Consider the following 21,281-nt stretch of genomic DNA (forward strand, 5'->3'; position numbering starts at 1 on the left):
GCTAAAAGGAGATAGCCATACTACAGCGACACCTCTTTATCGCATACAGCGGATTCTGTATGTGAACCTTTTATTAAATAGGTTAAGGATAACCATATGCTACTACCCCCCATGACTACCAAGCTCTCTATTCTATATACATCCCTATTCACCGCTTCATTGGCTTTGGGTTACACCGCACTGAGTGACCCTGAAACCTCTAAGTCTGATGAATCCTCAGAATCAGAGGTTCAAAACGACAGTGAGCCAACTTTTTTTAGTTTGGTCCATAGTCTTTTCAATAATGAAGTATCGACAGATCCACTTTCAAGCGCTGATATCAATCCTGCAAATACTGCGTATAGCACTAATACCAAGCAGCAGTATATGGTTGGCGCAGGCAAAGCTGACATTACGGGCGCTGCCGCTGAAACGGGTATGTTCGGTTATGCTGCTAGTCAAACCGTAGAGGGCATTAATGACAGACTATACTCGCATGCCTTTATTATTGCAGATGCCACATCAGAGACTAGTAACTCACAATATGACACCTCGCGTGTGGTCTATGTATCGGCAGATATGGGAGCGATGTTTTCGGCTGTAAAGTTAGAGGTTATCAAAAAGCTTGCTGCCATATATGGCGGGCTTTATAACGATGACAATGTGATGCTAACGGCGACGCACACGCATGTTGGTAACTCCGGCTATTCGCATCAACAGTTGTATCAAATTGCCAGTCAAGACGATTCAAGCATGGGCTATAGTACTCAAAACTTCAACGTTATTGTAGATGGCATAGTGGCGTCTATTCAAACAGCGCACAATCAAATGCAGCCTGGGTATCTTACATTAGCACAAGGCGAGCTTGCGGGCGTTACTTTAAATCGATCTGAAGTAGCTTATAACAATAATAAAGATGCCGCCAATTTTGATAGTAATGTTAATGAAACCATGACTCAATTACGATTGAATGCTGTAGATGGTACACCGCTTGGGCTCATCAACTGGTTTGCTATTCACCCCACAAGCTTTAGCAATAAGTTTATGCAATTAAGCGCAGACAATAAAGGCTTTGCGCAGCAAGGTGCTACCAAATTATTAGGCGCTAATGCTTCTGAAGAGGCGCCTTTTGTTGCTGCATTTCCAAATGCGGATGAAGGAGACGTTATCGCAGTAGGTGGTAATGCCTATTCTGCACCCGGATATGAGGGCAGTAACAATGAGCGTGAGAACGTTGAGCGTGATGGTCAATATCAGCTCGATAAAGCTGTCGAATTATGGCATCAAGGTGAGCCCGTGTCAGGTCCGGTTGATGTTCGCGCTCGCTGGGTTGATTTAGAAGGTTATCAGGTCGATTCTACCTTTACGCAAGGGGCCGGTTACAAGACGTTATGTACCCCAGCACGCGGTTATTCATTTGCAGCTGGTGGCGAAAATGGACCCACATACATCCCTGGTATCTATGAAGGTATGACGACCCAGAGTGTGGGCATTAATGGAAACTCAAATCAGATAGATCCTTCGGTAGAGGGTGTTTTAATTCGTACTATCTTTGGTATTGTGCCATTACTAGGCAAGCAAACCGACTGCCAAGAAGAAAAGGGCGTGTTCTTACCCACAGGCGACTGGGGATGGATAGAAACGCGTCAGCCAGTCCAGTTAATGCGAATGGGCAATTTGGCAATTGTTGCTATTCCAGGTGAGCCGACGACTATGGTAGGACGCAGATTACGAGCGGCTGTGCTTGCAAAGCTTCAAGATGACGGCATTGATACCGTCATCGTAAACGGGTTAGCCAATAACTATAGTGGCTACTTAAGTACACGCGAAGAGTTTGCGATACAACACTATGAGGGGGCGTCAACTGAATTTGGCCCCTATCAAACAGGCGCATATTTGCAAGAATATACGCAATTGGCCTCTGCTATGCGTGATGACCGACCTGTATATGACTTAACCTCTCCCCCTGACCGTTCTGGATCAACTTTTTTAGAACGCGCTGGGGTTTTATTTGATGACAAGCCTATGTGGCAACAGTGGGGACAAGTACTAAATGCACCCAATGATCAATACATGGTTGGTGAAACAGCAAGTGCAGTCTTCCGTGGCGCGCATCCTAAAAACAACCTACGAACGGGTGACACCTTCTTAAAAGTGCAGCGCGATGTCAATGGTCAGTGGGTTGATTATCTAACAGATAGCGACTTTGATACCAGCTACATTTGGGAACGAGAGGGAGTCTCTTATAGTAAAGTCACTGTCGACTGGCGTATTGATGCAGATACTCCAGCAGGTACTTATCGATTGGTGCACAGTGGCGACTGGAAGAACGGCTGGAACCACTCTATTAACCCGTACACCGGTTATTCAAACCCCTTTATCGTAAGTAATTAAAGCGTTCATGGTCTCTTAAGCATTTGCTAGGGCCATTTATAGACTTGCACAATTGTCGTGCCTCACACCTATTCTTATATGTTTGAGAGTAAAGGTACCGACCTTTAGTATTTAGTAGTGTGGCGTTATGATACAAAAGACTAGAAGATATAAGCCTACATAGAAAAGAAGCCAGATACAGTGTATCTGGCTTCTTTTTATCTACTTTATATCTATTATAATCTTTATATAGACGGATATTGCTTATGGTCTACTTTCTTATGATATTAATTAGAAAATACTTTATTTCTTTTTCCACACTTGGCTGCGTGAGAATGGACCTAAATGACCTTTTAAATTTAAGGTGCTACCATTTAAATTAGCGGTTAAGCGATAAGTTTTGCCATTTTCAGGATCAGTGATTTTACCACCACTATATTTACCACCACCATCAGCTTTAAGACCTGATATAACTGTACGACCTACGAATTTTTTTCCTTCAGGACGAACAGTTGAAATAATCTTACCGGTTAATGCACCGCCAGATTCAGTGATTTTAATTAGAGCTTTAGGCTCGCCATCGTCATAAGTTTGCCAAGTTGTATTTGCTAATGGATCTGCTGCCATTGCAACTGTGGCTAGACCTAATGCTGATACTGCGATTAGTGATTGATTTAATAATTTCATATAACGATTCCTTTCGAAAAATAAGTTTGCTTGGTAAAACATAATACTTGATATAACCATCAAGAAAAAGAGTTTGACTCTATATACTGTTCACATCTTAATCTTAATGCATTATAAGCAATACATTTTAATCTAAGAAGGACAATAAATAAAATAAAGAAATATCTAATACTTCATGACTTTTATTTAATAACTCTTATTTAATAACTCTCAGTACCAATTATATACAAGAGTACAATAAAATAAAGTGCTAAATCTATACTGTGTTACAGATTTATGAAATTATGGTTGGCATTATGAAAAAGGATTGTCTACTTTCTTGCTAGATTGCGTCTCTATCCTTTCTACCGACTCACTTACTACTGACTCAGAATTTAAAAGGTCATTCTTTAAGCTGGCTTGATTAAGGTTTGCTACAATATCATTTAGCACAGTCTGAAGTTTAAGCGCCTGCTCAAGCCCTTCTTGGGACATTTTTATATCAATATCCCCATAAATAATTACCTTATCCAACTGATTTTCAATAATCAATTCTCCCACTTGCATACTTTGGTGATCGTTATGAAATGGGTCAAAGGGCGTTTTCATAGCATTTTCTTTCATGGCATTTTCTTTCATGGCAGTTTATTTTATAGTGCTCTATTTAGGCGTTTAAATTACGGGCAATAAAAGTTTAAAATTTAACGGCGAATTATTCCAATTTTGGGACAACATTATTTGGATAAGAAATTATTGACTAGCCAGCGAAGAATCTCAATAAGTATAAGATACCATAAAGGCTCCTCATTGTTGTCTTGAGAGTCCCTTTGAGAACTGCTACCCGTTATATCATCCACCATCGTTGGCAACTCTACCCTATTAGATTTAGAAATAGAGGAAATCTGCGGAAAAGGATCTATACCTGAACGTAAGGCCAGTTCATCGATGCTAATCACTTCCACTCTTTTGGTGTCATCGTTTGGTGCATAATAGGCGCTTGCTTCACCAGTCTTAGGAATGTATAAAGCTTTAAAGGTATGGCTAGGTACCAGAACTCTACCATTGATTTGCGACAGCTTATCGCCTCTAAAAACCACCCCTGTCACCACATATACTTCGCCATATTTTTTAGTGAAATAGCGAGTTACAGATTCTAAGTTTTTCCAGACATAGCGGTTGTTATCTGGTGCTTGTGGAATGATATTAGCAAGGCTAAAACTGTCATACTGCTGTTTCTCATTTGCCATATCTGCATTAGGTGCAAGATGCCCGCGATCATAGCCTGATCCCCGATAGTCTGATAAATGCGCACGCATACGTTCTGGTATGCGGCTTTCATAATGAAAGCTGTCATCACGCGGTATTTCTTCGGCATTATTTAAGCGCTGAAGTGTTAAATGCTCAGCAGACCACAGCGGCGTGCGTGACACCCCCGAATACAAAGTCGCAAAACCATTAAAGCAAAGTGGCACTGTATCTTGTATAAGCTTGCTATCTAAGTAATCAGGCGGCTGTTGCTGATAAAAATTTTCAGGACAACCATTAAAATCTGCGGACCTTGCAGATATCGACAGTACGATAGCAAGCAAAGCCATTATTATCTTTACCATCCCTATCAACAGGTTATGACTCATCTGAGTAGGCCACTTATTCATATTGGTAAATTGACTTGACTCTAAACATACCTTTTGTACCTTTAGATGACTTAAAAAAAATGGACTAATCGCTCTACTCCTAAACTGATGATTTTTATAGATCAACCCTATTTCTTTATTAATATAAACCTTTGTTGTCTATAGAAATTTTTAATCATTTGCATAAAGAGCGCCTATGCTATCAACGACTTGTAAGTGAGTAAAGAGTAATTACTTACTAAACGTTATTGAGTGTCGCCCAATTAGAGATTTAGGCATCAAATAGAGGTATGGGAGAGAGGTATGGGAGAGGTAGGAGATAGATATCTCATTAAATATGGTGATTTTGATGACTTTTTAATTGGCTTTGGTTATACTATACGCCCCAAAACGGTGAAGTGGCTGAGTGGTCGAAAGCGCACGCCTGGAAAGTGTGTATACGTTAATAGCGTATCGAGGGTTCGAATCCCTCCTTCACCGCCATATTTTATATTTCTCCTTATCAGTTCAGTTCTTCCTCTTCCTATCTTATTGATATACTGGCACAATACTGTCAATAGTGCCCAGCTTTATATTAGGGTCTGTTTAAATTAATATTTTTAGCACCGCTTTAGGATCTTGTTAAGTTCTGCATACACTATAACGATTAATTTAGTCGATGGTTCTCTATCACTATATTTGTCATATAGGTATGAGATTTGCCCTATGCTGTTGCTATAAATATGGCCAATGTGCTACAAACAAGAATAACGTTTAAGCACTGTTTACTTATGCTCTTAAAATCTAGGCTCTGTAAATCTAGGCACTATATATTTAAGGACATCATTATCTCTCTTTTTAAAAGGATTTTTTTCATGCCCGCGAACAATGCGATCTCTGCTCTTAGCTCTTTTTCACCTTCTAATATACAACACGCAGGTTATCTTGCAATTGCTAAAACGCGCGCCACGGCGTTTCATGCCTTTTCGCTGGTAGTCCCTATTCCAAGACCACAGCTGTTTATCGGTGAGCAATCTTGCTATGAGCTATGCGACCTTATGATAAATGAAGGGGCAACCAATATATTGATCGTCACTGATGCGGTATTAAATAAATTAGGTATCCCCAAGAAGGTCACCACTTATCTTGATGAGCAAAATATAGGCTACCATTTATTTGATGGTATTACGCCAGACCCAACATTTAGTGTAGTAGAAGCAGGTTTAAAGCACTCGGTAGATAATCAATGTGATTCGATATTGGCTATGGGTGGCGGCTCAGTAATCGATGCCTCCAAAGTCATCGCCATGGCGCAGGCAACCAAGCGCAAGCCCAAAAAGCTTATGGGATTACTTAAAGCCTCTAAGTGTATGCCGCTGTATTGTATTCCAACGACCGCTGGTACTGGATCTGAAGCCACGCTAGGCGCAGTTATTTCAGATGATAAAACCCATCAAAAATCGCTGTCTATTGATCCACGAATGGTGCCTTTGGCGTCAGCCGTTGATCCTAAAATCATGGAAGGAATGCCGCCACACATTACCGCGGATACGGGTATCGATGTGTTGACCCATGCTTTAGAAGCGTGGATGAGCGCAAACGCCAGTAGCGAAACCGATTATTATGCGGCATCAGCGACACGAACGGTCATGCAGTATTTGCCTTTGGCTTATAAAGACGGGTCTAACCTTAAAGCACGCGAAGAGATGGGGATAGCCGCGCATTATGGTGGTATTGCCTTTAATAAGGCAGGCTTAGGATACGTGCATGCGATCGCCCACCAACTGGGTGCAATGTATAGTATCCCGCATGGCCGTGCCAACGCTATCGTACTGCCCTACATTCTTGATGTTAACCGTGATGATTGCAAAGAGCGCCTTGCTAGCCTAGCCAAAAAAGCAAGCATTTTAGAGACGGGCGATGCATCTGCGTCTGATGACGAATTAGCCGATCATCTTATCGAACAGGTACGTAAGCTTATTAAGGATCTAAACATTGATCCTACTGTTAAAGGCATGAATGAGAAAGACTTTAAGAAAATGGCAAAAGGGGCGGCAAAAGAAGTGAGCGATACCTACGCTGTCCCCCTCTATTTGAATAGAAAACAAATTATTGAAGTTTTAAATAAGATAAAAGCCGATAGTGAAGCTGCGAGCAATCGCTAGAATAAATACAGACGGTTATCAAGGGTATGATCCTGATATAAGTAGATAAAAGGACTTTATTGCCTGTTTTGATTTTATAGTTTGAGATGATATAGCCCTGTGATGGGCTATATTTTTGCCTTTTATAACATGGACGTTCATTATATAGTCAAAGAACTTTAAAGTAGTCACAAGGCAACCGAGTGCAAGTACTACTAGGGTAGGCTTAACGAGGTTAACACCATGACTCTTTATAAGTTCGCCGACTATATCTACGCCTTTATAGACGTATATATACCCTGTAGTGCTGGTTAACGAGCAACTGTTAACGAATGACTATTAACAAGTAAATGCAAACGAGTATTTAAAAACCAGTATCTGAACAACAGATCAAAACTGCCCGATAATACCCCTGTCGACCAATTGCCGATCCCAGTAAGGATCATCCCCAATCTTTTCAATAATAAAGTCTATTAAGCGGCGACAGCGCTGCGATAAGAATCGGCTCTTAGGATATACTGCATACGCGTTTACTTGGGGTAATCGATATTCAGGCAGCAACGATACCAGCTCGCCACCTAATAATCCCCCATAAGCTATAAAGGTTGGTGTATAGACTATTCCGTGTCCTTTTCGGGCCATATCTAGTAAAAAATCCCCATTATTGGCTTTGATTATAGATTGAGTCTTGATTCTAACAGTTTTATTGCTATCGTCTGTCAGTACTATTTCATCATTACGCCTCAATCCATATTGTAGAAAATAATGCTCACTCAATGCTTCAATGGTAGTAGGCTTGCCATGTTTTTCGATGTATTCAGGACTGGCGCAGAGCACAAAACGAATGGGGATTAAGCGCTTAGCTTGATAGCTTGAATCCTCAAGTTCGCCTATGCGTACCGCCATTTCATAACCTTGTTCAATCAGATCAACATGCTTATCAGAAAAATCAATCTCAAAACCTAATTTAGGATGCTGTAGTGAATAGGCATGCAAAATATTACTCAGATGCATAAGTCCAAATGATAACGGTGCTGTTATTCGCAAGGTACCTTCGACATGAGTTTTAGAACCGGTTATGTCCTCATTTAACATCGCTACTTCGCTGAGTATTTTATGCGACTGATGATAATACTGTTGTCCTGACTCTGTCAGCGTCGATAGTCGTGTGGTTCGATTAAGTAGTTGAGCGCCTAATCGGTTCTCAAGCTCTTTAAGGCGACGGCTTACCGCTGATTTTGCAATATTCAATTGATCAGCGGCATTGGTAATACTGCCCGAATCCACTATACGTATGAATAGTGACATGTCTTCTAATTGTCCCATGGCCTTATTCCTTTTATGGCTGGTTAGACGTTTTGGTGAAGGTTTAGCACAATTCTTAACTACTTTTAAGTCGTAACCTCCAGTAAACTTAAGATATAAATAAATACGCTTCGTTAAGTATAACAACACATTCCATACTGTAGAGGTGCCTAAAGTCATATTTACGATCAGGTATTCATTAGAAGATATTGAGCGATAGCGCTACACATTGGTAGCGCTATTGCGAGACTTGCTAAGTAGATCAAATACGAATTGTTCTAAAAAAGAGAACTATAATTTGTATTTTTTTATATTTACTCTAAATACGACAACAATTAAAATAGACCCACTTTCAATAAAACCTAAGCTTAATACTTTTTTAAAGGAATTACTTATGAATACTATTACTAATCTTAGTGCACCGGTTGGCCGTTTTTTACTCGTTGCTATCTTTATTTTTTCAGGATTTAATAAAATTATAGGCTACGCTGGTACTCAAGGCTATATGGAATCAATGGGTGTACCAGGATTCTTATTACCTTTAGTCATTATCACTGAGCTGTTAGGCGGTTTAGCAATTTTATTCGGTTTTAAAGCGCGCATCGTTGCTTTCTTACTAGCTGGCTTTAATATCGTTTCTGCGCTGATCTTCCACTCAAACTTTGGTGATCAAAATGAGATGATGAACTTTATGAAAAACTTAGCAATCGCTGGTGGTTTCCTAATGATCGTTGCTCATGGTCCAGGTGCTTACTCAATTGATGAAGGTACTCATACTGAACATCGCCGCGTATAAGATCGCTTTGAAATGTGATTTTTAAATGAAAGCATCTTGAGCAAAAGCTATAAGTTGAAATACATTCAGCTATACACAGTTAGGGTCTATATATATTAGACCCTAATCTGTATAGATATGGTGTTATCTCGCCTACTTTTGTAGATACTACCTATGTAATGCGTCGGTCTGCTATATAGTAAGACATATATTTGCGCACTTCGAGGCTGTCTACGCTCACTGAATTTTTTCGTATTTTAGAGTTTTATATTATAGATTTCGTAAATTACAAAAAGATTATCCACTTCAAATTTACAATGAGTTGTTATGAGTAATAAACTGACGCTCGCTCTTATCATTGGTAGCCTGCGACAAGCCTCTATCAACCGTATATTTGCAGAGTACATCGTATCTCAGCTACCTGAACACATTGAAGTAGATGACGTTAATATCTCTGATTTACCTGTCTACAATCAAGATTTCGATGATCGTCAAATTGACAGTTACGATAGGGTTCGCCAGCAGCTAAAAACCGCTGATGCTGTACTTATTGTAACACCCGAGCATAATCGCACTATCCCAGCTGCGCTTAAAAACATCATCGATATTGGTTCACGTCCCTATGGTGAGGGCGTATGGCAAGATAAAAAAGTCGCCATAGCGACTGCATCACCTAGCTCCTTTGGAGGACGTAGCAGTGGATTGGATGTTCGTAAATCCCTTCATTCGTTAGCAGCTAACGTTATGATTGCACCAGAGGTATATTTAAGCAGTGCCACAAAAAGCTTGGATGAAGGTGAGGTGACGAGTGAACGAACTCAGAAGTATTTGAATAGGTTTGCACAGGCGGTGGCTGAATTTATCGAACCATAATTTGATTAATAACGATGCTTAGTGTCTACACCTAATGACAATGCTAATAACAGCAAGTTCTTAATGACATCAGCTTATTCATGACATTAAGAACTTTGTATAAGTCAGCAACTAGAAGTTAGTAACTTAAATACTTGCACATTTAGAACTTAGTAGTTGGTCTAAATTTATGGCTTTGCGTTGTGAAATACTGAATTGTCTTGATATTCAGGGTGCTTATCAATATAGGCTTTTACATACGGACACGTTGGTTTAACTCGCAAATTTTTATCAGCGGCATCGTCAAGAATATGCTTGACTAAATAACCTGCAATACCTTGACCACCAAGCTCTTTAGGTACCTCTGTATGTACGTAAGCGATACCAGGCTCACCATCGCTAGTGGTGAAGTATTCGTAATCTTCGAAAGCCACATGGCCGTCAATACGAATTTCGAAACGTTTGGCTTCTTTATTATCTATAACATTATAATTTAATTTAGAATTATCAGACATGGCGGTTCCTTATTAATTATTAGGTTTTTTAGTGTTATTTATTTGGTGTTATTTATGTGGTGGTATTTGCTAATTGCAAACTAAAACGACAATCAACGCAATAATCAACTATAAGCAAGTGTCGAACTATTGTAAAGCCATGTAGAGCTATCTTGAGCAATAGCTTTCAGTGTTCATAACTGTATATATCCAGTTTATAGTGATTGGTTTCAATAGATTGAAACGTTTAAACATTTAAAAACTATAATAAAAATATAAAAAGGTGATGTTTATGAAGACCGTTTATCATGCGGCAAATACAAGAGGCGGTGCAGACTTCGGATGGCTTAAAAGTAAGCATACCTTTAGTTTTGGTGATTACTATGACGCAAAGCGCGTCGGGTTTGGAGCTCTACGTGTCATCAATGATGATTATGTTGAGGGGAGTATGGGCTTTGGCGATCACTCGCATCGTAACATGGAAATTATTAGTATCCCCTTACAAGGCACATTAGTGCATAACGATAGTCTTGGTAATACAGGGACTATCGAAACTGGCGATATTCAGGTTATGTCGGCAGGTAGCGGCGTTGTACATTCTGAAATGAACGGCGACTCTGACAACCCTGTTAAGTTTTTACAAATATGGGTCGAACCCAACAAGATGAATGTTGAGCCACGCTATCAGCAAACCAGTTTGGTAGCACTATTAAAGCGCAATACTTTTAATCAAGTATTGTCACCCAACCCAGAGGATAGTGGGGTTTGGATTCATCAAAATGCCTGGTTTAATATTGGCGAATTCGATAAAGATATTACGACTACTTATCGTATTCAAACGCCTTCAAATGGCGCTTATGTCTTTGTAATCTCAGGTAAAGTTGTTATCAATGGACAAACCTTAGATGGACGAGATGGGCTTGGGATTTCAAATACTAAAAACTTTACTATGGATGTTCTAGAAAATGCCCAAGTCTTAGTCATGGATATTCCTATGAAAGAATATAACTAGAGAGTCTACTACAAACATTCATCATGAATAGCATGGCTTTGAAGCATACTATTGTTATAGGCATACTATTCAAAACCTAAAACATATCTATTTAGAATATGTCTAACTAGAACATAGCTTAATTAGAACGTAGCTATAATATAAAATAAAAGAAACCGAGGTGACCTATGATTTCTAAAGTTTTAGAACCCCGACTGGCCGATGTAGGTGGTATTCCCATTGCTAGATTGTTGCCAAATAAAGGTAAACGTCCGATTGGTGCGTGGTGTTTTATGGATCATGCCGGCCCTGCTCAATTTGCAGAAGGCGATGACGGTATGCAAGTAGGACGTCACCCGCATATCAACTTACAAACGTTTAGTTGGATGATTGAAGGTGAAGTGCTGCACAAAGATAGTTTGGGGAATGAACAACTGATCTCAAAAAATCAAGTCAACGTTATGACAGCAGGTACTGGCCCAGATCAAGGTATCAGTCATACTGAACAAAGTGTCTTTCCAGATACAGGCGGCTCTCAGGATGCGGAGCGCGCTATAAACATGGTTCAATTATGGATTGCACTGCCATTAGATCAAAAGATTGAACGTGGTTTTCATCATTATCCAAAGCTGCCAAGCTGGCAGTCTCAACATGCTGAGTTTGTATTAACCACAGGTAGCTATACCACCCCTACTGGTGAGCGTTATGAAGCGCCTACAATTCAATACTCCAAAATGGTCGGTGTCGATGTTAATTTAATCGAAGACACTGAAGTGACGCTAACCTTAGAGCCGGGTATGGAGTACGGTATATTGATGGTGATAGAGGGCATCGAATACCAAGGTGCTCAGTACGAGCAAAATCAGTTGATTCGTTTCGATGAGGTGACAGAGACGACCTCTGTGACAGTGCGTGGTAAAAAAGGCACTCGTTTTATGCTTGTTGGCGGCGAACCTCTCAATCATAAAGTACTACTATGGTGGAACTTTGTTTCTGATAATAAGCAAGATATTGAACAGGCCATTGAGGATTGGAACAACAATCATCCCCGCTTTGGTAATGTTGATTCAGAATTAAGACGCTTAACCGCACCCGATCTACCTGAAGGTTTTAAAGAATAATTTGTAAGCAGAGCTTAACTTATATACATTAAGGTTAGCTAAGCTTACAAAATTATAATAGCAGTTTCATAGCAATGTCTTATAGTTATACAATTATAAGACGCAGCCTAAGTTTAAGCTGCTAGTCGTACTCTCACAGTCTTTATTATATAGCAGCTTGTTTGATTTATTTATACCGCTACTAAATTTGGACGTGATACTTTCAACATAATCAGTTTTTTATACTAAAAGCTATTTTTAAACTTAAAGTAGTTTTTAACTTGAATTAGCTTTTAAACTTAATAATTTAAATCAAAATAATAAACGGAGAATTATAATGTCAGATTTACAAACTTTTCATAAGCTTGCTGAAGCACGCCGTTCTATATATGCCTTAAACGATCAATTGCCCGTAGATAAAGAGGAGATCGTAAAATTAGTAGAACACGCGATCTTGCACACCCCTTCAGCCTTTAACTCACAATCTACTCGTCTAATCGTATTATTTGGTGAAGATCATAATAAACTATGGCAAATCACTGAAGACACGCTTCGCGGTATTGTCAATGATGATGAGAAATTTGAAAGCACTAAGCAGAAAATTGATGGCTTTAGAGCGGGTGCAGGTACTGTACTATTCTTTGAAGATCAAGAAGTAGTTAAAGAGTTACAAGAAAACTTTGAGCTATACGCGGATCGTTTCCCAGTTTGGTCTGAGCATACCAGTGCTATGCATCAATACGTTATCTGGACAGCATTAGCAAGCTTAAATATCGGCGCCAACCTACAGCATTATAACCCAGTGATCGACGATGAAGTTGCTAAAACTTGGAATGTAGATTCTAACTGGAAACTTATCGCACAAATGGTATTTGGTGGCATTGAACAGCCAGCAGGCGACAAAGAATTCAAACCACTTGAAACTCGTTTAAAAGTATTTGGTAAATAATTTAACTGATTATTAGTACCAAACCTAATCAAGTTCTAGTACTAAATTAAAAAAGCAGCTCTAAGTAGAGCTGCTTTTTTTGCGGCCAAATATTGTTTATTTAATCGGTATTAAACGCATCACTATTTATTAATACTAATGAATAAGAAATTTAATATAAGAGATGTCCGATTGTTGGAGATAATTATAAAAACACCTTACCCATTAGCCTGACGTTTAGCGCCTTGCTTTTGAAACAAGGCAATAAAGTTACCTGTTGTTTGCGGAAAAATATTGGCAACTTTCGCCACAAAACCGCGGCTTGCGGGCATGACGATTTCAAGTGGCCGCTTAGGCAGTATGGTGTCTAAAATAGTCTCAACGATTTCCTCGACAGTAAGTGTGCGATTACCTGAAAATGTTAAAGCCGCTTGCGCCTTGTCTTTTTGCTGATCAAGCATGGGGGTCTGTACTGCATCTGGGCACAGTGTGGTTACAGCAATACCATATTGCTTAAGCTCCATGCCAGCGGCTAATGAATAAGCACGTACGGCATACTTACTGGCGCTATATAAAGACAAGCCTGGTACTGGTGAAAGTGCGGCGAGCGACGCGACATTTATAATGTGCCCACCTCCTTGATTACGCATGGCAGGTATCACACTTTGAGTGCCATATATCGTACCTTTTACATTGATATCAAAATGTAAATCAACATCATCTGGAACCACAATATCGGTTATCCAGTTGTCTTTTAAAACGCCAGCAACGTTACATAATACGTCAATGGTTTGCCACTGGGCTAATACTTTATCTACCATAGCTTGCCAGTCATCAGGCTTACTGACATCAAGCATGTGCAGTATGAGGCGCTCGGCTTCAATGGATGAGGCATACTCTTCTTGGGCATACCGAGTTTGTAGCACCGTATGATTAATATCACAGGCACATACATTATGACCTTTATCCAGTAGCTGTTGGCATAATGCAAGTCCAATACCCGATGCCGCCCCAGTTACGATATAAGTTTGCGCCATAAGCCACCTCTTTTGGTTGGTTTGGTTTTAGGAACAAATGTACCGAATTCTAAATTGCCCATACGCGTGGTTGGTGCAGTTCCTGGAAAGAGATAATAACCTGCCGACTCAGAAGAAAGCGCCATATTATAAAAGCGCTCATCCTTTGGATAAGGCCCTGCTACTGTCTTTTCTTGAATCATGGATAAATATTGGTCTACCCCAAATTCCAGCGTATTACCGTTTAGTACCACCTCAGCGCCAGTGGTTCTAGCATAACGTGCTAGCCCCTTAATTTTGGAGTGCTGCGGCGCATACGAATCCATACTAACCCCATTTTCTGAGGTCACAAGCAGGCCTTGATCGGTGTGTGCGACAATCGAGTGATTGCCTTCTGTATGGCCTTTGGTGCGCATAAGCGCAACCGAACCATCGCCAAGTAACACATCACCATCTAACTGCACCACTCGGCTTGCATCCACCCCAGTTATGCCCTCTGGGCAGTACCACTGGCTTTGCCATGGTAATAATGCCTGTGTACTTTCCCACTCCTCTCGCATTACCAGAAGCTTGGCATTAGGGAAGATCGCAGAATAATCTTTTCCTCCAAGCCAGCGGGTAATATTTTGCGTATGCAAATGATCGTAAGTAATATAGTCAACATCCTCAGGCGCAAGTCCCAACTTCTCAATGGCTTTAAGCACAGTATGACGTGGGCGTGCCATAAGCTTTTCAACAGGACGGGCAAAAACACCTGCATCTTGTATCATATGATAAAAATAAGGCGTCTCTGATTGAGTTTCCCAGTCAGAAGGACTGACTAATAATGTTTTTAGACCCTCGCTACTGTTAAATTGAATGACAAATAGCTTATTACAGATATGTAAGTAAGGAGTCGGTAAGTCAAACGCATTGAGATATGCGTATTTTGTAGGATAGGGCACGCGAATCAGCTCAAAGGTTTTGTAAAACTGTACTTTAGGATTTGACAACATGGCTTTACGAAAGTCTTGTGCCGCACCGCGCACCTCTTCTACACGCTCTAATGGCTTAACTGCATCTCTTGAGGATTTAAACTGGTGAAAAGGGTGGATAATACTCATGTAACCTCCTTATTAAATGGGTCATCCTGACACGCTATTAATAATTTTATTAATAACTTTATAATACTTCTTACCTATAAAATACTACCTGCCGCATTGCAATAAAAGCTTTTTTAATGAGCGCTAGGGTTTTTAAAAGTTGACCGTAAAGAGCATACTGTACAAACGCTTAATTAAAGAGCTCAATGATAGCAGCTTAAAACGGTACAGGACTCTCCCACGCCATCCATGTATTCATAATGGGGTGTTTTAAACGCAGCTTATGTGCATGTAGATTAAGGCGGGGTGACAGTGCAAGTGCCTCGCCTTCTGCATAGATAGGATCGCCGATTATCACATGACCTAGATGCAGCATATGTACTCTAAGTTGATGACTTCGCCCAGTAATAGGGTGCAGCGCAACACGAGTCACTGGCGCGCCTTGTCGCAGCTCATGATGCAGCACTTCGTAACGGGTTAGCGCATGCTTTTTCCAAGTTGGATCAGCAACGTGCTTTGGTTTAATACTAGGCTCATAACGTACAGGTATATTAATCTCACCTCTTTTACCGGGCGTGGCTAATGTACCTTGGACGACTGCTTGGTACTCTTTTTGTGGAATTCGCTCAATAAACTGTTTACTAATATGCGTTTGAGCTGGTTTATTTTTAGCAAAAATCATCAGCCCAGACGTGTCCATATCTAAGCGATGAATCAGCTTAACTTCTGGATTGGCATGTTCTAATCGTGATAACAAGCTAACTTTTAAATCTTTACCATCGATACTTAAAAGACCAGCGGGCTTATCCACTACCAAAATATCATCATCTTCATACACAGTAACGCGGGTCATAAACTTTTTAAAAAATTGAGCATCATACTGCGTCTCTTCTTTATTAAGCTGATTTACTATATCTATAGATATCACCATGTTAAGTCACGCATTTTTTATGTTAAAGAATTAAAGGTTGAGGGCTATAGATCAATTTTATCTTGTCCAAAGCTTTAAACGTCTAAGTATACCATCAATCTAACTGATACCAATTATTAACCTTACTTAACGGGCTTAAGACAAAAGCGGACTCAATTAATGCTAAAATAGCAGTCATGAGATTAATTAAAAGGGGTTAAATAGTGTCTGTTATTTAGATAGATTTTTGATTTTATGGATTTTATTTTAGTCACTAGTAAGTTTGTGGCACTTGCATTTATATTGTAAAAATATGATGTAAAAACAAATCTTCTGCAATGCTTTTTAAATCATGCGCTTTATAACCCCTATTACACTTAGCATTCTATTTTTTAATACTTATAAGGATTAATGTATGTCAGATTTAATCGTAAATACAACCGATGCAAATTTTGATAAAGATGTGCTTCAGTCAGATGCACCCGTATTGGTAGACTTTTGGGCAGCATGGTGTGGTCCATGTAAAGCCATAGCACCCATTCTAGAAGATATTGCTCAAGACTACGACGGTAAAGTGAATATCGTTAAAGTTGATGTGGATGAAAATCCAGAAATCGCCAGTCGTTTCGGTATTCGTAGTATCCCTACTTTAATGGTCTTTAAGGGTGGCGAGAAAGTAGATACAGTTATGGGTCTACAGCCTAAAGCCGACTTGGTTGCTTTACTTGATAAGCATCTGTAACGCTTAATATAGCTTGCTTAATTGTAGCTCGTCTTGATTAAATAGGCCTACATTAAATGCTTTTAATGTAGGTAGCGTAATGTAAGTAGTGTAATTTAGATTGAGCTAGGTTTGCTAAATCATAGTAGCAAGCAAATATAAGTGATGATCAGACGATCATCGCTTTTATTTTTGCACTTTTTTTAATTAAATAGCGGTTATTACCTTATATTATCCCTATTAAATGCTAGTACCTGTTGAACACTCAGTCTTTAATATATTCGAAGCATATAAGGACTTATTTGTCACTTCAATAAACGATATTAAGTATGACATGCAAAAAAGCTTAAAATTATTATAAAAAGTGAGTAAAAATCAGCTTCTACCCAATAAAAACATTGACATCTTATAACCAAACACCGTATAGTTTGAGTCCTAGAGAATATCTATTGTCAGTTACTATCACTTTGCAAGTATCAATTTTATATCTATTGCATTATTGCTCTTTTTATCAATACCTGTTTAGTTGCATACTTCTTTGATTAATCCATATATTATTATAATCCTACTATCAAACCAGCTGTCTTTATAAACTATAGACCATCGTTCGTTGGTTGTATTTATAATAAGCTCGTAGTGTTAACTCAGTGGCCTAATTAAGAAGATGACAATATAATTCTGTTCTCTTATTCTTGCATGATCTTATATCCCATCTGTATCAGATAAAGTATAACTATTTAAACGATAAGCTCGGGATACCTGTTTATTAAAATAGTATCTTTAAGGATTTAAACCTATTCTTAGCTCAATAACCTTAGTCTGAAACACTTTGTCTAAAACGCTTAGTCTAAAGTAATCCTTAGTCTAAATTACTTAACTTGAGCTGGTGGTCTTATTAAGCGATGCCACTGTCTGACTTTTAGATAACCTATCTGATGAAACAGGGTAACAATCTTGCAAAAGAAAATGCTTCGATGTGACATGCTTTAATGCGATATAAACACAACAATAATATGCCTACCATTTATTTATTGGTCTCGACTCTGCCTGTGTAACGATAACAACTATCGTACTCACTTTTTAATGATGACATACGCCTAGTAGCTGACTATGACTCAAAGACCCTCAAAAAATACACAACCATCAAACGAAACCTCTATGAACCTGACTGAACTTAAAAAGAATTCCGTTTCAGAACTGCTAAAAATTGCAAAAGAAATGGGCCTCGATAACCTTGCCCGTAGCCGTAAGCAAGATATTATCTTTGCTATATTAAAAAAACATGCAAAAAACGGTGAGGCCATCTATGGAGATGGTGTCCTCGAAGTTCTTCCCGATGGATTTGGTTTTTTGCGATCTTCTGAGGGGTCCTATTTAGCAGGACCCGACGACATTTATGTGAGTCCAAGTCAAATTCGCCGTTTTAGCTTAAAAACTGGTGACTCTATTGCTGGTACTATCCGTCCACCAAAAGACTCAGAGCGTTATTTTGCGCTATTAAAAGTAGGCGAAATCAACTTTGATACACCAGACCGCTCACGCCATAAACTTATTTTTGAAAACTTAACGCCTTTATTCCCAACCGAACAGCTAAAGCTTGAGATGGGTAATGGCACATCCGAGGATTTAACGGGTCGTGTGATTGACCTTATTGCCCCTATTGGTAAAGGTCAGCGTTCTATTATCGTTGCACCGCCAAAAGCTGGTAAAACGGTTTTATTGCAAACCATCGCTCAATCTATTACCCGCAATAATCCTGAATGTTATTTGATCGTATTGCTCATTGATGAGCGCCCAGAAGAAGTGACCGAAATGCAGCGTACCATACGCGGCGAAGTGGTTGCTTCTACCTTTGATGAGCCGCCACAGCGCCATGTTCAAGTTGCTGAAATGGTTATTGAAAAAGCCAAGCGATTGGTTGAGCACAAGCAAGATGTGGTGATTTTATTAGATTCAATCACGCGTTTAGCACGTGCTTATAACACGGTAGTACCGTCCTCAGGTAAAGTATTATCAGGTGGTGTAGATGCCAATGCTTTGGCACAGCCAAAACGCTTCTTTGGTGCTGCTCGAAATATCGAGGAAGGCGGCAGTTTAACTATTATTTCGACGGCGTTGATTGATACTGGCAGTAAAATGGATAGCGTTATCTTTGAAGAATTCAAAGGAACGGGTAACCAAGAGATTACACTTGAACGCGATCTTGCAGAAAAACGTGTCTTCCCAGCTATTAATATTAAGAAGTCTGGTACACGCCGCGAAGAGCGTTTGATCGATGAGGACACACTGCGTAAAGTTTGGATTCTGCGCAAACTTCTTCAGCCTATGGATGGTGTCCAAGCCACGGAGTTCTTACTAGATCGTTTGAAAGAAGCCAAAACAAATGATGACTTCTTTGAACAGATGAAGCGTAAATCACAGAACTAACCCCTTTTGTTAACATGTTTGATGTCCGTTAAATAAATTAAAGCCTGCTAACTTAAGCGTTAGCAGGCTTTTTTAGATTTGAAGCACTATTAAAAGAAGACTGTTTAAATAGCGCCTGAAAAGGTATCACAGTTTCGCACGTCGCCAGATTCAAGTCCTCGCGTAAACCAGTTTACCCGCTGTTGACTGGTACCATGCGTGAAATTATCAGGTACTGCGGCTCGTCCGCTTGATTGTGCTAAGCGATCGTCGCCGATTTGACTGGCAGCATGTAACGCCTCATCAATATCACCCTCTTCTAAAAACTGAACGCGCTGCTGATTTCGGTTTGCCCAAACACCGGCGTAGCAATCGGCTTGTAACTCTTGGCGAACTGACAATTCATTACCTTGAGCCTGACTAAGTTGACGTCTTGCTTCATTTATCTTCTGAGAGGTTCCCATTAATGTTTGTACGTGGTGACCGACTTCGTGTGCAATAACGTACGCTTGTGCAAAATCTCCTGCTTTACCTTGGTTTTCAGCATCACCAGAGCTTTGCTGATCGCCTGCAATACCTAAGTTTTGGCGCATTTCAGCAAAAAATGAGGTGTCTAAATATACCTTTTGATCGGCAGGACAATAAAAGGGGCCAGTTGCTGCGGTAGCACCGCCACAGGCTGAAGTAACGGTACCATTGAACAGAACCAGTTGCGGTTCACGATAGGTACCACCTAACTCTTGGAAGATTTGATTCCATACCGCTTCAGTATCCGCCAGTACCACAGAGACAAATTGTGCGTCTCGGCTATCATCATCTAAGGGCTGCGTCGCTGTCGATCCTCCCCCACCAGTTACTGATTGGCCTGTTTGAAATGCCGTCATTGGATTCACACCAAACACTAACCATAGTACTAAGCCAATAATAATGCCGAAAATTCCGCCACCTGCGGCCTTGCCACCACTCATTCTGACATTTGAGCTACCTTTTCTACCGCGCCATTTCATAAGGTTTACCTTTTTTATAAGTTTTCAATTTAAGATTTTGATCTTGTGACTCAATGTTTTCGCAACTTTTTGGTTACATGATTTTTATTTTACATTATTGTATTTGAAAATTATTGACTATAATATTTAAGTTTAATGCAATTATCTATAGTTGTTTATTATCTATAATCTTATATAACATGCTTAACTGAAAATCTACTATCAATACACTTATGATAAAATCATCATAGGCTTTAAAATAAATTTAATAATAAATTCAAATTCTCAACTAAATTCAGCTTTTAAACCTTTATTTACAGTAGATTTAAAACTTTCGTTAAGAATTGTATCTAAATTTAAAGTTTAACAACATTTACTTTAACTTGTAATATCTGTGTTGTATAATCGCCCACGAATACTGACGCTACATAATTCATTGCTCATATTAACGGTTAATTAGTAAGCTATATTACTATATCTAAGTTAATATAAATTATCTGCAATGAGTAATGCCGTTAGTAATATTTCACTTTTTTGGAGATTAATTATGAAACTTAAAGCACTTGCACTATCAGGTCTTATGGCTGCTACAATGGGTTTAACTGCTTGTGATAGCGCTAAAGAAAACGCTGTTGAAGATATCAACGACGCACAAGAAGAGCTTAATGATGCTCAAGAAGAGCTAAATGAAGCTGCTGCTGAAGGCGTAGCAGTTACTACAGAACAAGCTGAATTAGCAGACGCTGAAGCTGCTGCTGCTGAAGCAGAAGCTGCTGCGGCCGCTGGTGATGTAGAAGCTATTGAAGAGTCTAATAACATTGCTGCTGGTGAAACTGATGCTGCTGTCAACAATGCTATGGACGCTGCTGATGATGTTACTCTAACTGACGAAGTTGTTGTTGAAGAAGAAACAGTTGTTGCTCAATAAGCTATATCTGAA

At 39.5% G+C, this 21,281-nt stretch carries 19 protein-coding genes and 1 tRNA gene; 11 read left to right on the forward strand and 9 right to left on the reverse strand.

What is annotated here, in order from left to right:
• Positions 1 to 96 precede the first annotated feature (96 nt).
• Complete coding sequence (locus AC21OH_RS10360; RefSeq protein WP_487370769.1) at positions 97 to 2,373, forward strand: neutral/alkaline non-lysosomal ceramidase N-terminal domain-containing protein; 2,277 nt, start codon at positions 97 to 99, stop codon at positions 2,371 to 2,373.
• A gap of 282 nt (positions 2,374 to 2,655) precedes the next feature.
• Here AC21OH_RS10360 and AC21OH_RS10365 read toward each other — a convergent pair whose 3' ends face one another.
• The 3 genes from AC21OH_RS10365 to AC21OH_RS10375 form a co-directional block, all read right to left on the reverse strand.
• The gene (locus tag AC21OH_RS10365; RefSeq protein WP_486535700.1) at positions 2,656 to 3,039 is read right to left on the reverse strand and encodes a DUF2147 domain-containing protein; all 384 of its coding nucleotides are present in this window, start codon (positions 3,037 to 3,039) and stop codon (positions 2,656 to 2,658) included.
• A 294-nt stretch (positions 3,040 to 3,333) separates the two neighbouring features.
• On the reverse strand, positions 3,334 to 3,642 hold the full coding sequence (locus AC21OH_RS10370) for a hypothetical protein (RefSeq protein ID WP_486535699.1): 309 nt from the start codon (positions 3,640 to 3,642) through the stop codon (positions 3,334 to 3,336).
• 110 nt (positions 3,643 to 3,752) lie between these two features.
• The gene (locus AC21OH_RS10375) at positions 3,753 to 4,613 is read right to left on the reverse strand and encodes a DNA/RNA non-specific endonuclease (protein ID WP_487370770.1); all 861 of its coding nucleotides are present in this window, start codon (positions 4,611 to 4,613) and stop codon (positions 3,753 to 3,755) included.
• Positions 4,614 to 5,044: 431 nt separating this feature from the next.
• On the opposite strand from AC21OH_RS10375, the gene AC21OH_RS10380 reads away from it, so the two are divergent.
• Both AC21OH_RS10380 and AC21OH_RS10385 read left to right on the forward strand, forming a co-directional pair.
• Positions 5,045 to 5,135 (forward strand) — tRNA-Ser (locus AC21OH_RS10380).
• A 371-nt stretch (positions 5,136 to 5,506) separates the two neighbouring features.
• Entirely contained in the window at positions 5,507 to 6,796 is a 1,290-nt protein-coding gene (locus tag AC21OH_RS10385) for an iron-containing alcohol dehydrogenase (RefSeq protein ID WP_487370771.1), read from the forward strand.
• Between the two features lie 369 nt (positions 6,797 to 7,165).
• Here the strand turns inward: AC21OH_RS10385 and AC21OH_RS10390 are convergent, their stop codons facing one another.
• Entirely contained in the window at positions 7,166 to 8,101 is a 936-nt protein-coding gene (locus AC21OH_RS10390; RefSeq protein WP_487370772.1) for a LysR family transcriptional regulator, read from the reverse strand.
• 373 nt (positions 8,102 to 8,474) lie between these two features.
• Between AC21OH_RS10390 and AC21OH_RS10395 the strand changes: the two genes are divergently transcribed.
• A complete protein-coding gene (locus tag AC21OH_RS10395) occupies positions 8,475 to 8,876 on the forward strand; it encodes a DoxX family protein (protein ID WP_486535695.1) in 402 nt (133 codons plus the stop codon).
• Positions 8,877 to 9,182: 306 nt separating this feature from the next.
• Positions 9,183 to 9,728: an NADPH-dependent FMN reductase gene (locus tag AC21OH_RS10400; protein WP_486535694.1), complete on the forward strand. Its 546-nt coding sequence runs from the start codon at positions 9,183 to 9,185 to the stop codon at positions 9,726 to 9,728.
• A 167-nt stretch (positions 9,729 to 9,895) separates the two neighbouring features.
• On the opposite strand, the gene AC21OH_RS10405 is transcribed toward AC21OH_RS10400, so the two are convergent.
• Entirely contained in the window at positions 9,896 to 10,222 is a 327-nt protein-coding gene (locus AC21OH_RS10405; protein WP_487370773.1) for a GNAT family N-acetyltransferase, read from the reverse strand.
• Positions 10,223 to 10,493: 271 nt separating this feature from the next.
• Between AC21OH_RS10405 and AC21OH_RS10410 the strand changes: the two genes are divergently transcribed.
• From AC21OH_RS10410 to AC21OH_RS10420, 3 genes are all read left to right on the forward strand, one after another.
• Complete coding sequence (locus AC21OH_RS10410) at positions 10,494 to 11,213, forward strand: pirin family protein (RefSeq protein ID WP_487370774.1); 720 nt, start codon at positions 10,494 to 10,496, stop codon at positions 11,211 to 11,213.
• A 167-nt stretch (positions 11,214 to 11,380) separates the two neighbouring features.
• A complete protein-coding gene (locus AC21OH_RS10415) occupies positions 11,381 to 12,313 on the forward strand; it encodes a pirin family protein (RefSeq protein WP_486535691.1) in 933 nt (310 codons plus the stop codon).
• A gap of 316 nt (positions 12,314 to 12,629) precedes the next feature.
• Complete coding sequence (locus AC21OH_RS10420) at positions 12,630 to 13,241, forward strand: nitroreductase family protein (RefSeq protein ID WP_486535689.1); 612 nt, start codon at positions 12,630 to 12,632, stop codon at positions 13,239 to 13,241.
• Between the two features lie 197 nt (positions 13,242 to 13,438).
• On the opposite strand, the gene AC21OH_RS10425 is transcribed toward AC21OH_RS10420, so the two are convergent.
• The 3 genes from AC21OH_RS10425 to AC21OH_RS10435 form a co-directional block, all read right to left on the reverse strand.
• Entirely contained in the window at positions 13,439 to 14,257 is an 819-nt protein-coding gene (locus AC21OH_RS10425) for an SDR family NAD(P)-dependent oxidoreductase (RefSeq protein WP_487370775.1), read from the reverse strand.
• The gene (locus AC21OH_RS10430; RefSeq protein WP_487370776.1) at positions 14,236 to 15,339 is read right to left on the reverse strand and encodes an MBL fold metallo-hydrolase; all 1,104 of its coding nucleotides are present in this window, start codon (positions 15,337 to 15,339) and stop codon (positions 14,236 to 14,238) included. The genes AC21OH_RS10425 and AC21OH_RS10430 overlap by 22 nt, the downstream gene beginning before the upstream one ends.
• 196 nt (positions 15,340 to 15,535) lie before the next feature.
• Positions 15,536 to 16,249 carry an RluA family pseudouridine synthase gene (locus tag AC21OH_RS10435; RefSeq protein ID WP_487370777.1) on the reverse strand — a complete coding sequence of 238 codons (714 nt, stop codon included), beginning with the start codon at positions 16,247 to 16,249 and terminating at the stop codon, positions 15,536 to 15,538.
• 394 nt (positions 16,250 to 16,643) lie between these two features.
• On the opposite strand from AC21OH_RS10435, the gene trxA reads away from it, so the two are divergent.
• A complete protein-coding gene (gene trxA, locus AC21OH_RS10440) occupies positions 16,644 to 16,970 on the forward strand; it encodes a thioredoxin (RefSeq protein WP_487370778.1) in 327 nt (108 codons plus the stop codon).
• Positions 16,971 to 18,107: 1,137 nt separating this feature from the next.
• Entirely contained in the window at positions 18,108 to 19,376 is a 1,269-nt protein-coding gene (gene rho, locus AC21OH_RS10445; RefSeq protein WP_486535780.1) for a transcription termination factor Rho, read from the forward strand.
• A 104-nt stretch (positions 19,377 to 19,480) separates the two neighbouring features.
• Here the strand turns inward: rho and ypfJ are convergent, their stop codons facing one another.
• The gene (ypfJ, locus tag AC21OH_RS10450; protein ID WP_487370779.1) at positions 19,481 to 20,362 is read right to left on the reverse strand and encodes a KPN_02809 family neutral zinc metallopeptidase; all 882 of its coding nucleotides are present in this window, start codon (positions 20,360 to 20,362) and stop codon (positions 19,481 to 19,483) included.
• Positions 20,363 to 20,888: 526 nt separating this feature from the next.
• Here ypfJ and AC21OH_RS10455 point away from each other — a divergent pair.
• Positions 20,889 to 21,269, forward strand: coding sequence for a hypothetical protein (locus AC21OH_RS10455; protein WP_487370395.1), 381 nt, complete (start codon positions 20,889 to 20,891; stop codon positions 21,267 to 21,269).
• The last annotated feature ends 12 nt before the right edge of the window (positions 21,270 to 21,281 follow it).

This window comes from Psychrobacter sp. CX10 (assembly GCF_057621575.2).

Bases quoted from the DNA above. Each gene is read 5' to 3' on its own strand.
- AC21OH_RS10370 (WP_486535699.1), bottom strand. From the start codon at position 3,642: ATGAAAGAAAATGCTATGAAAACGCCCTTTGACCCATTTCATAACGAT.
- ypfJ (WP_487370779.1), bottom strand. From the start codon at position 20,362: ATGAAATGGCGCGGTAGAAAAGGTAGCTCAAATGTCAGAATGAGTGGT.
- AC21OH_RS10375 (WP_487370770.1), bottom strand. From the start codon at position 4,613: ATGGCTTTGCTTGCTATCGTACTGTCGATATCTGCAAGGTCCGCAGAT.
- AC21OH_RS10365 (WP_486535700.1), bottom strand. From the start codon at position 3,039: ATGAAATTATTAAATCAATCACTAATCGCAGTATCAGCATTAGGTCTA.
- AC21OH_RS10405 (WP_487370773.1), bottom strand. From the start codon at position 10,222: ATGTCTGATAATTCTAAATTAAATTATAATGTTATAGATAATAAAGAA.
- AC21OH_RS10390 (WP_487370772.1), bottom strand. From the start codon at position 8,101: ATGGGACAATTAGAAGACATGTCACTATTCATACGTATAGTGGATTCG.
- AC21OH_RS10430 (WP_487370776.1), bottom strand. From the start codon at position 15,339: ATGAGTATTATCCACCCTTTTCACCAGTTTAAATCCTCAAGAGATGCA.
- trxA (WP_487370778.1), top strand. From the start codon at position 16,644: ATGTCAGATTTAATCGTAAATACAACCGATGCAAATTTTGATAAAGAT.
- AC21OH_RS10385 (WP_487370771.1), top strand. From the start codon at position 5,507: ATGCCCGCGAACAATGCGATCTCTGCTCTTAGCTCTTTTTCACCTTCT.
- AC21OH_RS10410 (WP_487370774.1), top strand. From the start codon at position 10,494: ATGAAGACCGTTTATCATGCGGCAAATACAAGAGGCGGTGCAGACTTC.
- rho (WP_486535780.1), top strand. From the start codon at position 18,108: ATGAACCTGACTGAACTTAAAAAGAATTCCGTTTCAGAACTGCTAAAA.
- AC21OH_RS10420 (WP_486535689.1), top strand. From the start codon at position 12,630: ATGTCAGATTTACAAACTTTTCATAAGCTTGCTGAAGCACGCCGTTCT.
- AC21OH_RS10425 (WP_487370775.1), bottom strand. From the start codon at position 14,257: ATGGCGCAAACTTATATCGTAACTGGGGCGGCATCGGGTATTGGACTT.
- AC21OH_RS10415 (WP_486535691.1), top strand. From the start codon at position 11,381: ATGATTTCTAAAGTTTTAGAACCCCGACTGGCCGATGTAGGTGGTATT.
- AC21OH_RS10395 (WP_486535695.1), top strand. From the start codon at position 8,475: ATGAATACTATTACTAATCTTAGTGCACCGGTTGGCCGTTTTTTACTC.
- AC21OH_RS10360 (WP_487370769.1), top strand. From the start codon at position 97: ATGCTACTACCCCCCATGACTACCAAGCTCTCTATTCTATATACATCC.
- AC21OH_RS10435 (WP_487370777.1), bottom strand. From the start codon at position 16,249: ATGGTGATATCTATAGATATAGTAAATCAGCTTAATAAAGAAGAGACG.
- AC21OH_RS10400 (WP_486535694.1), top strand. From the start codon at position 9,183: ATGAGTAATAAACTGACGCTCGCTCTTATCATTGGTAGCCTGCGACAA.
- AC21OH_RS10455 (WP_487370395.1), top strand. From the start codon at position 20,889: ATGAAACTTAAAGCACTTGCACTATCAGGTCTTATGGCTGCTACAATG.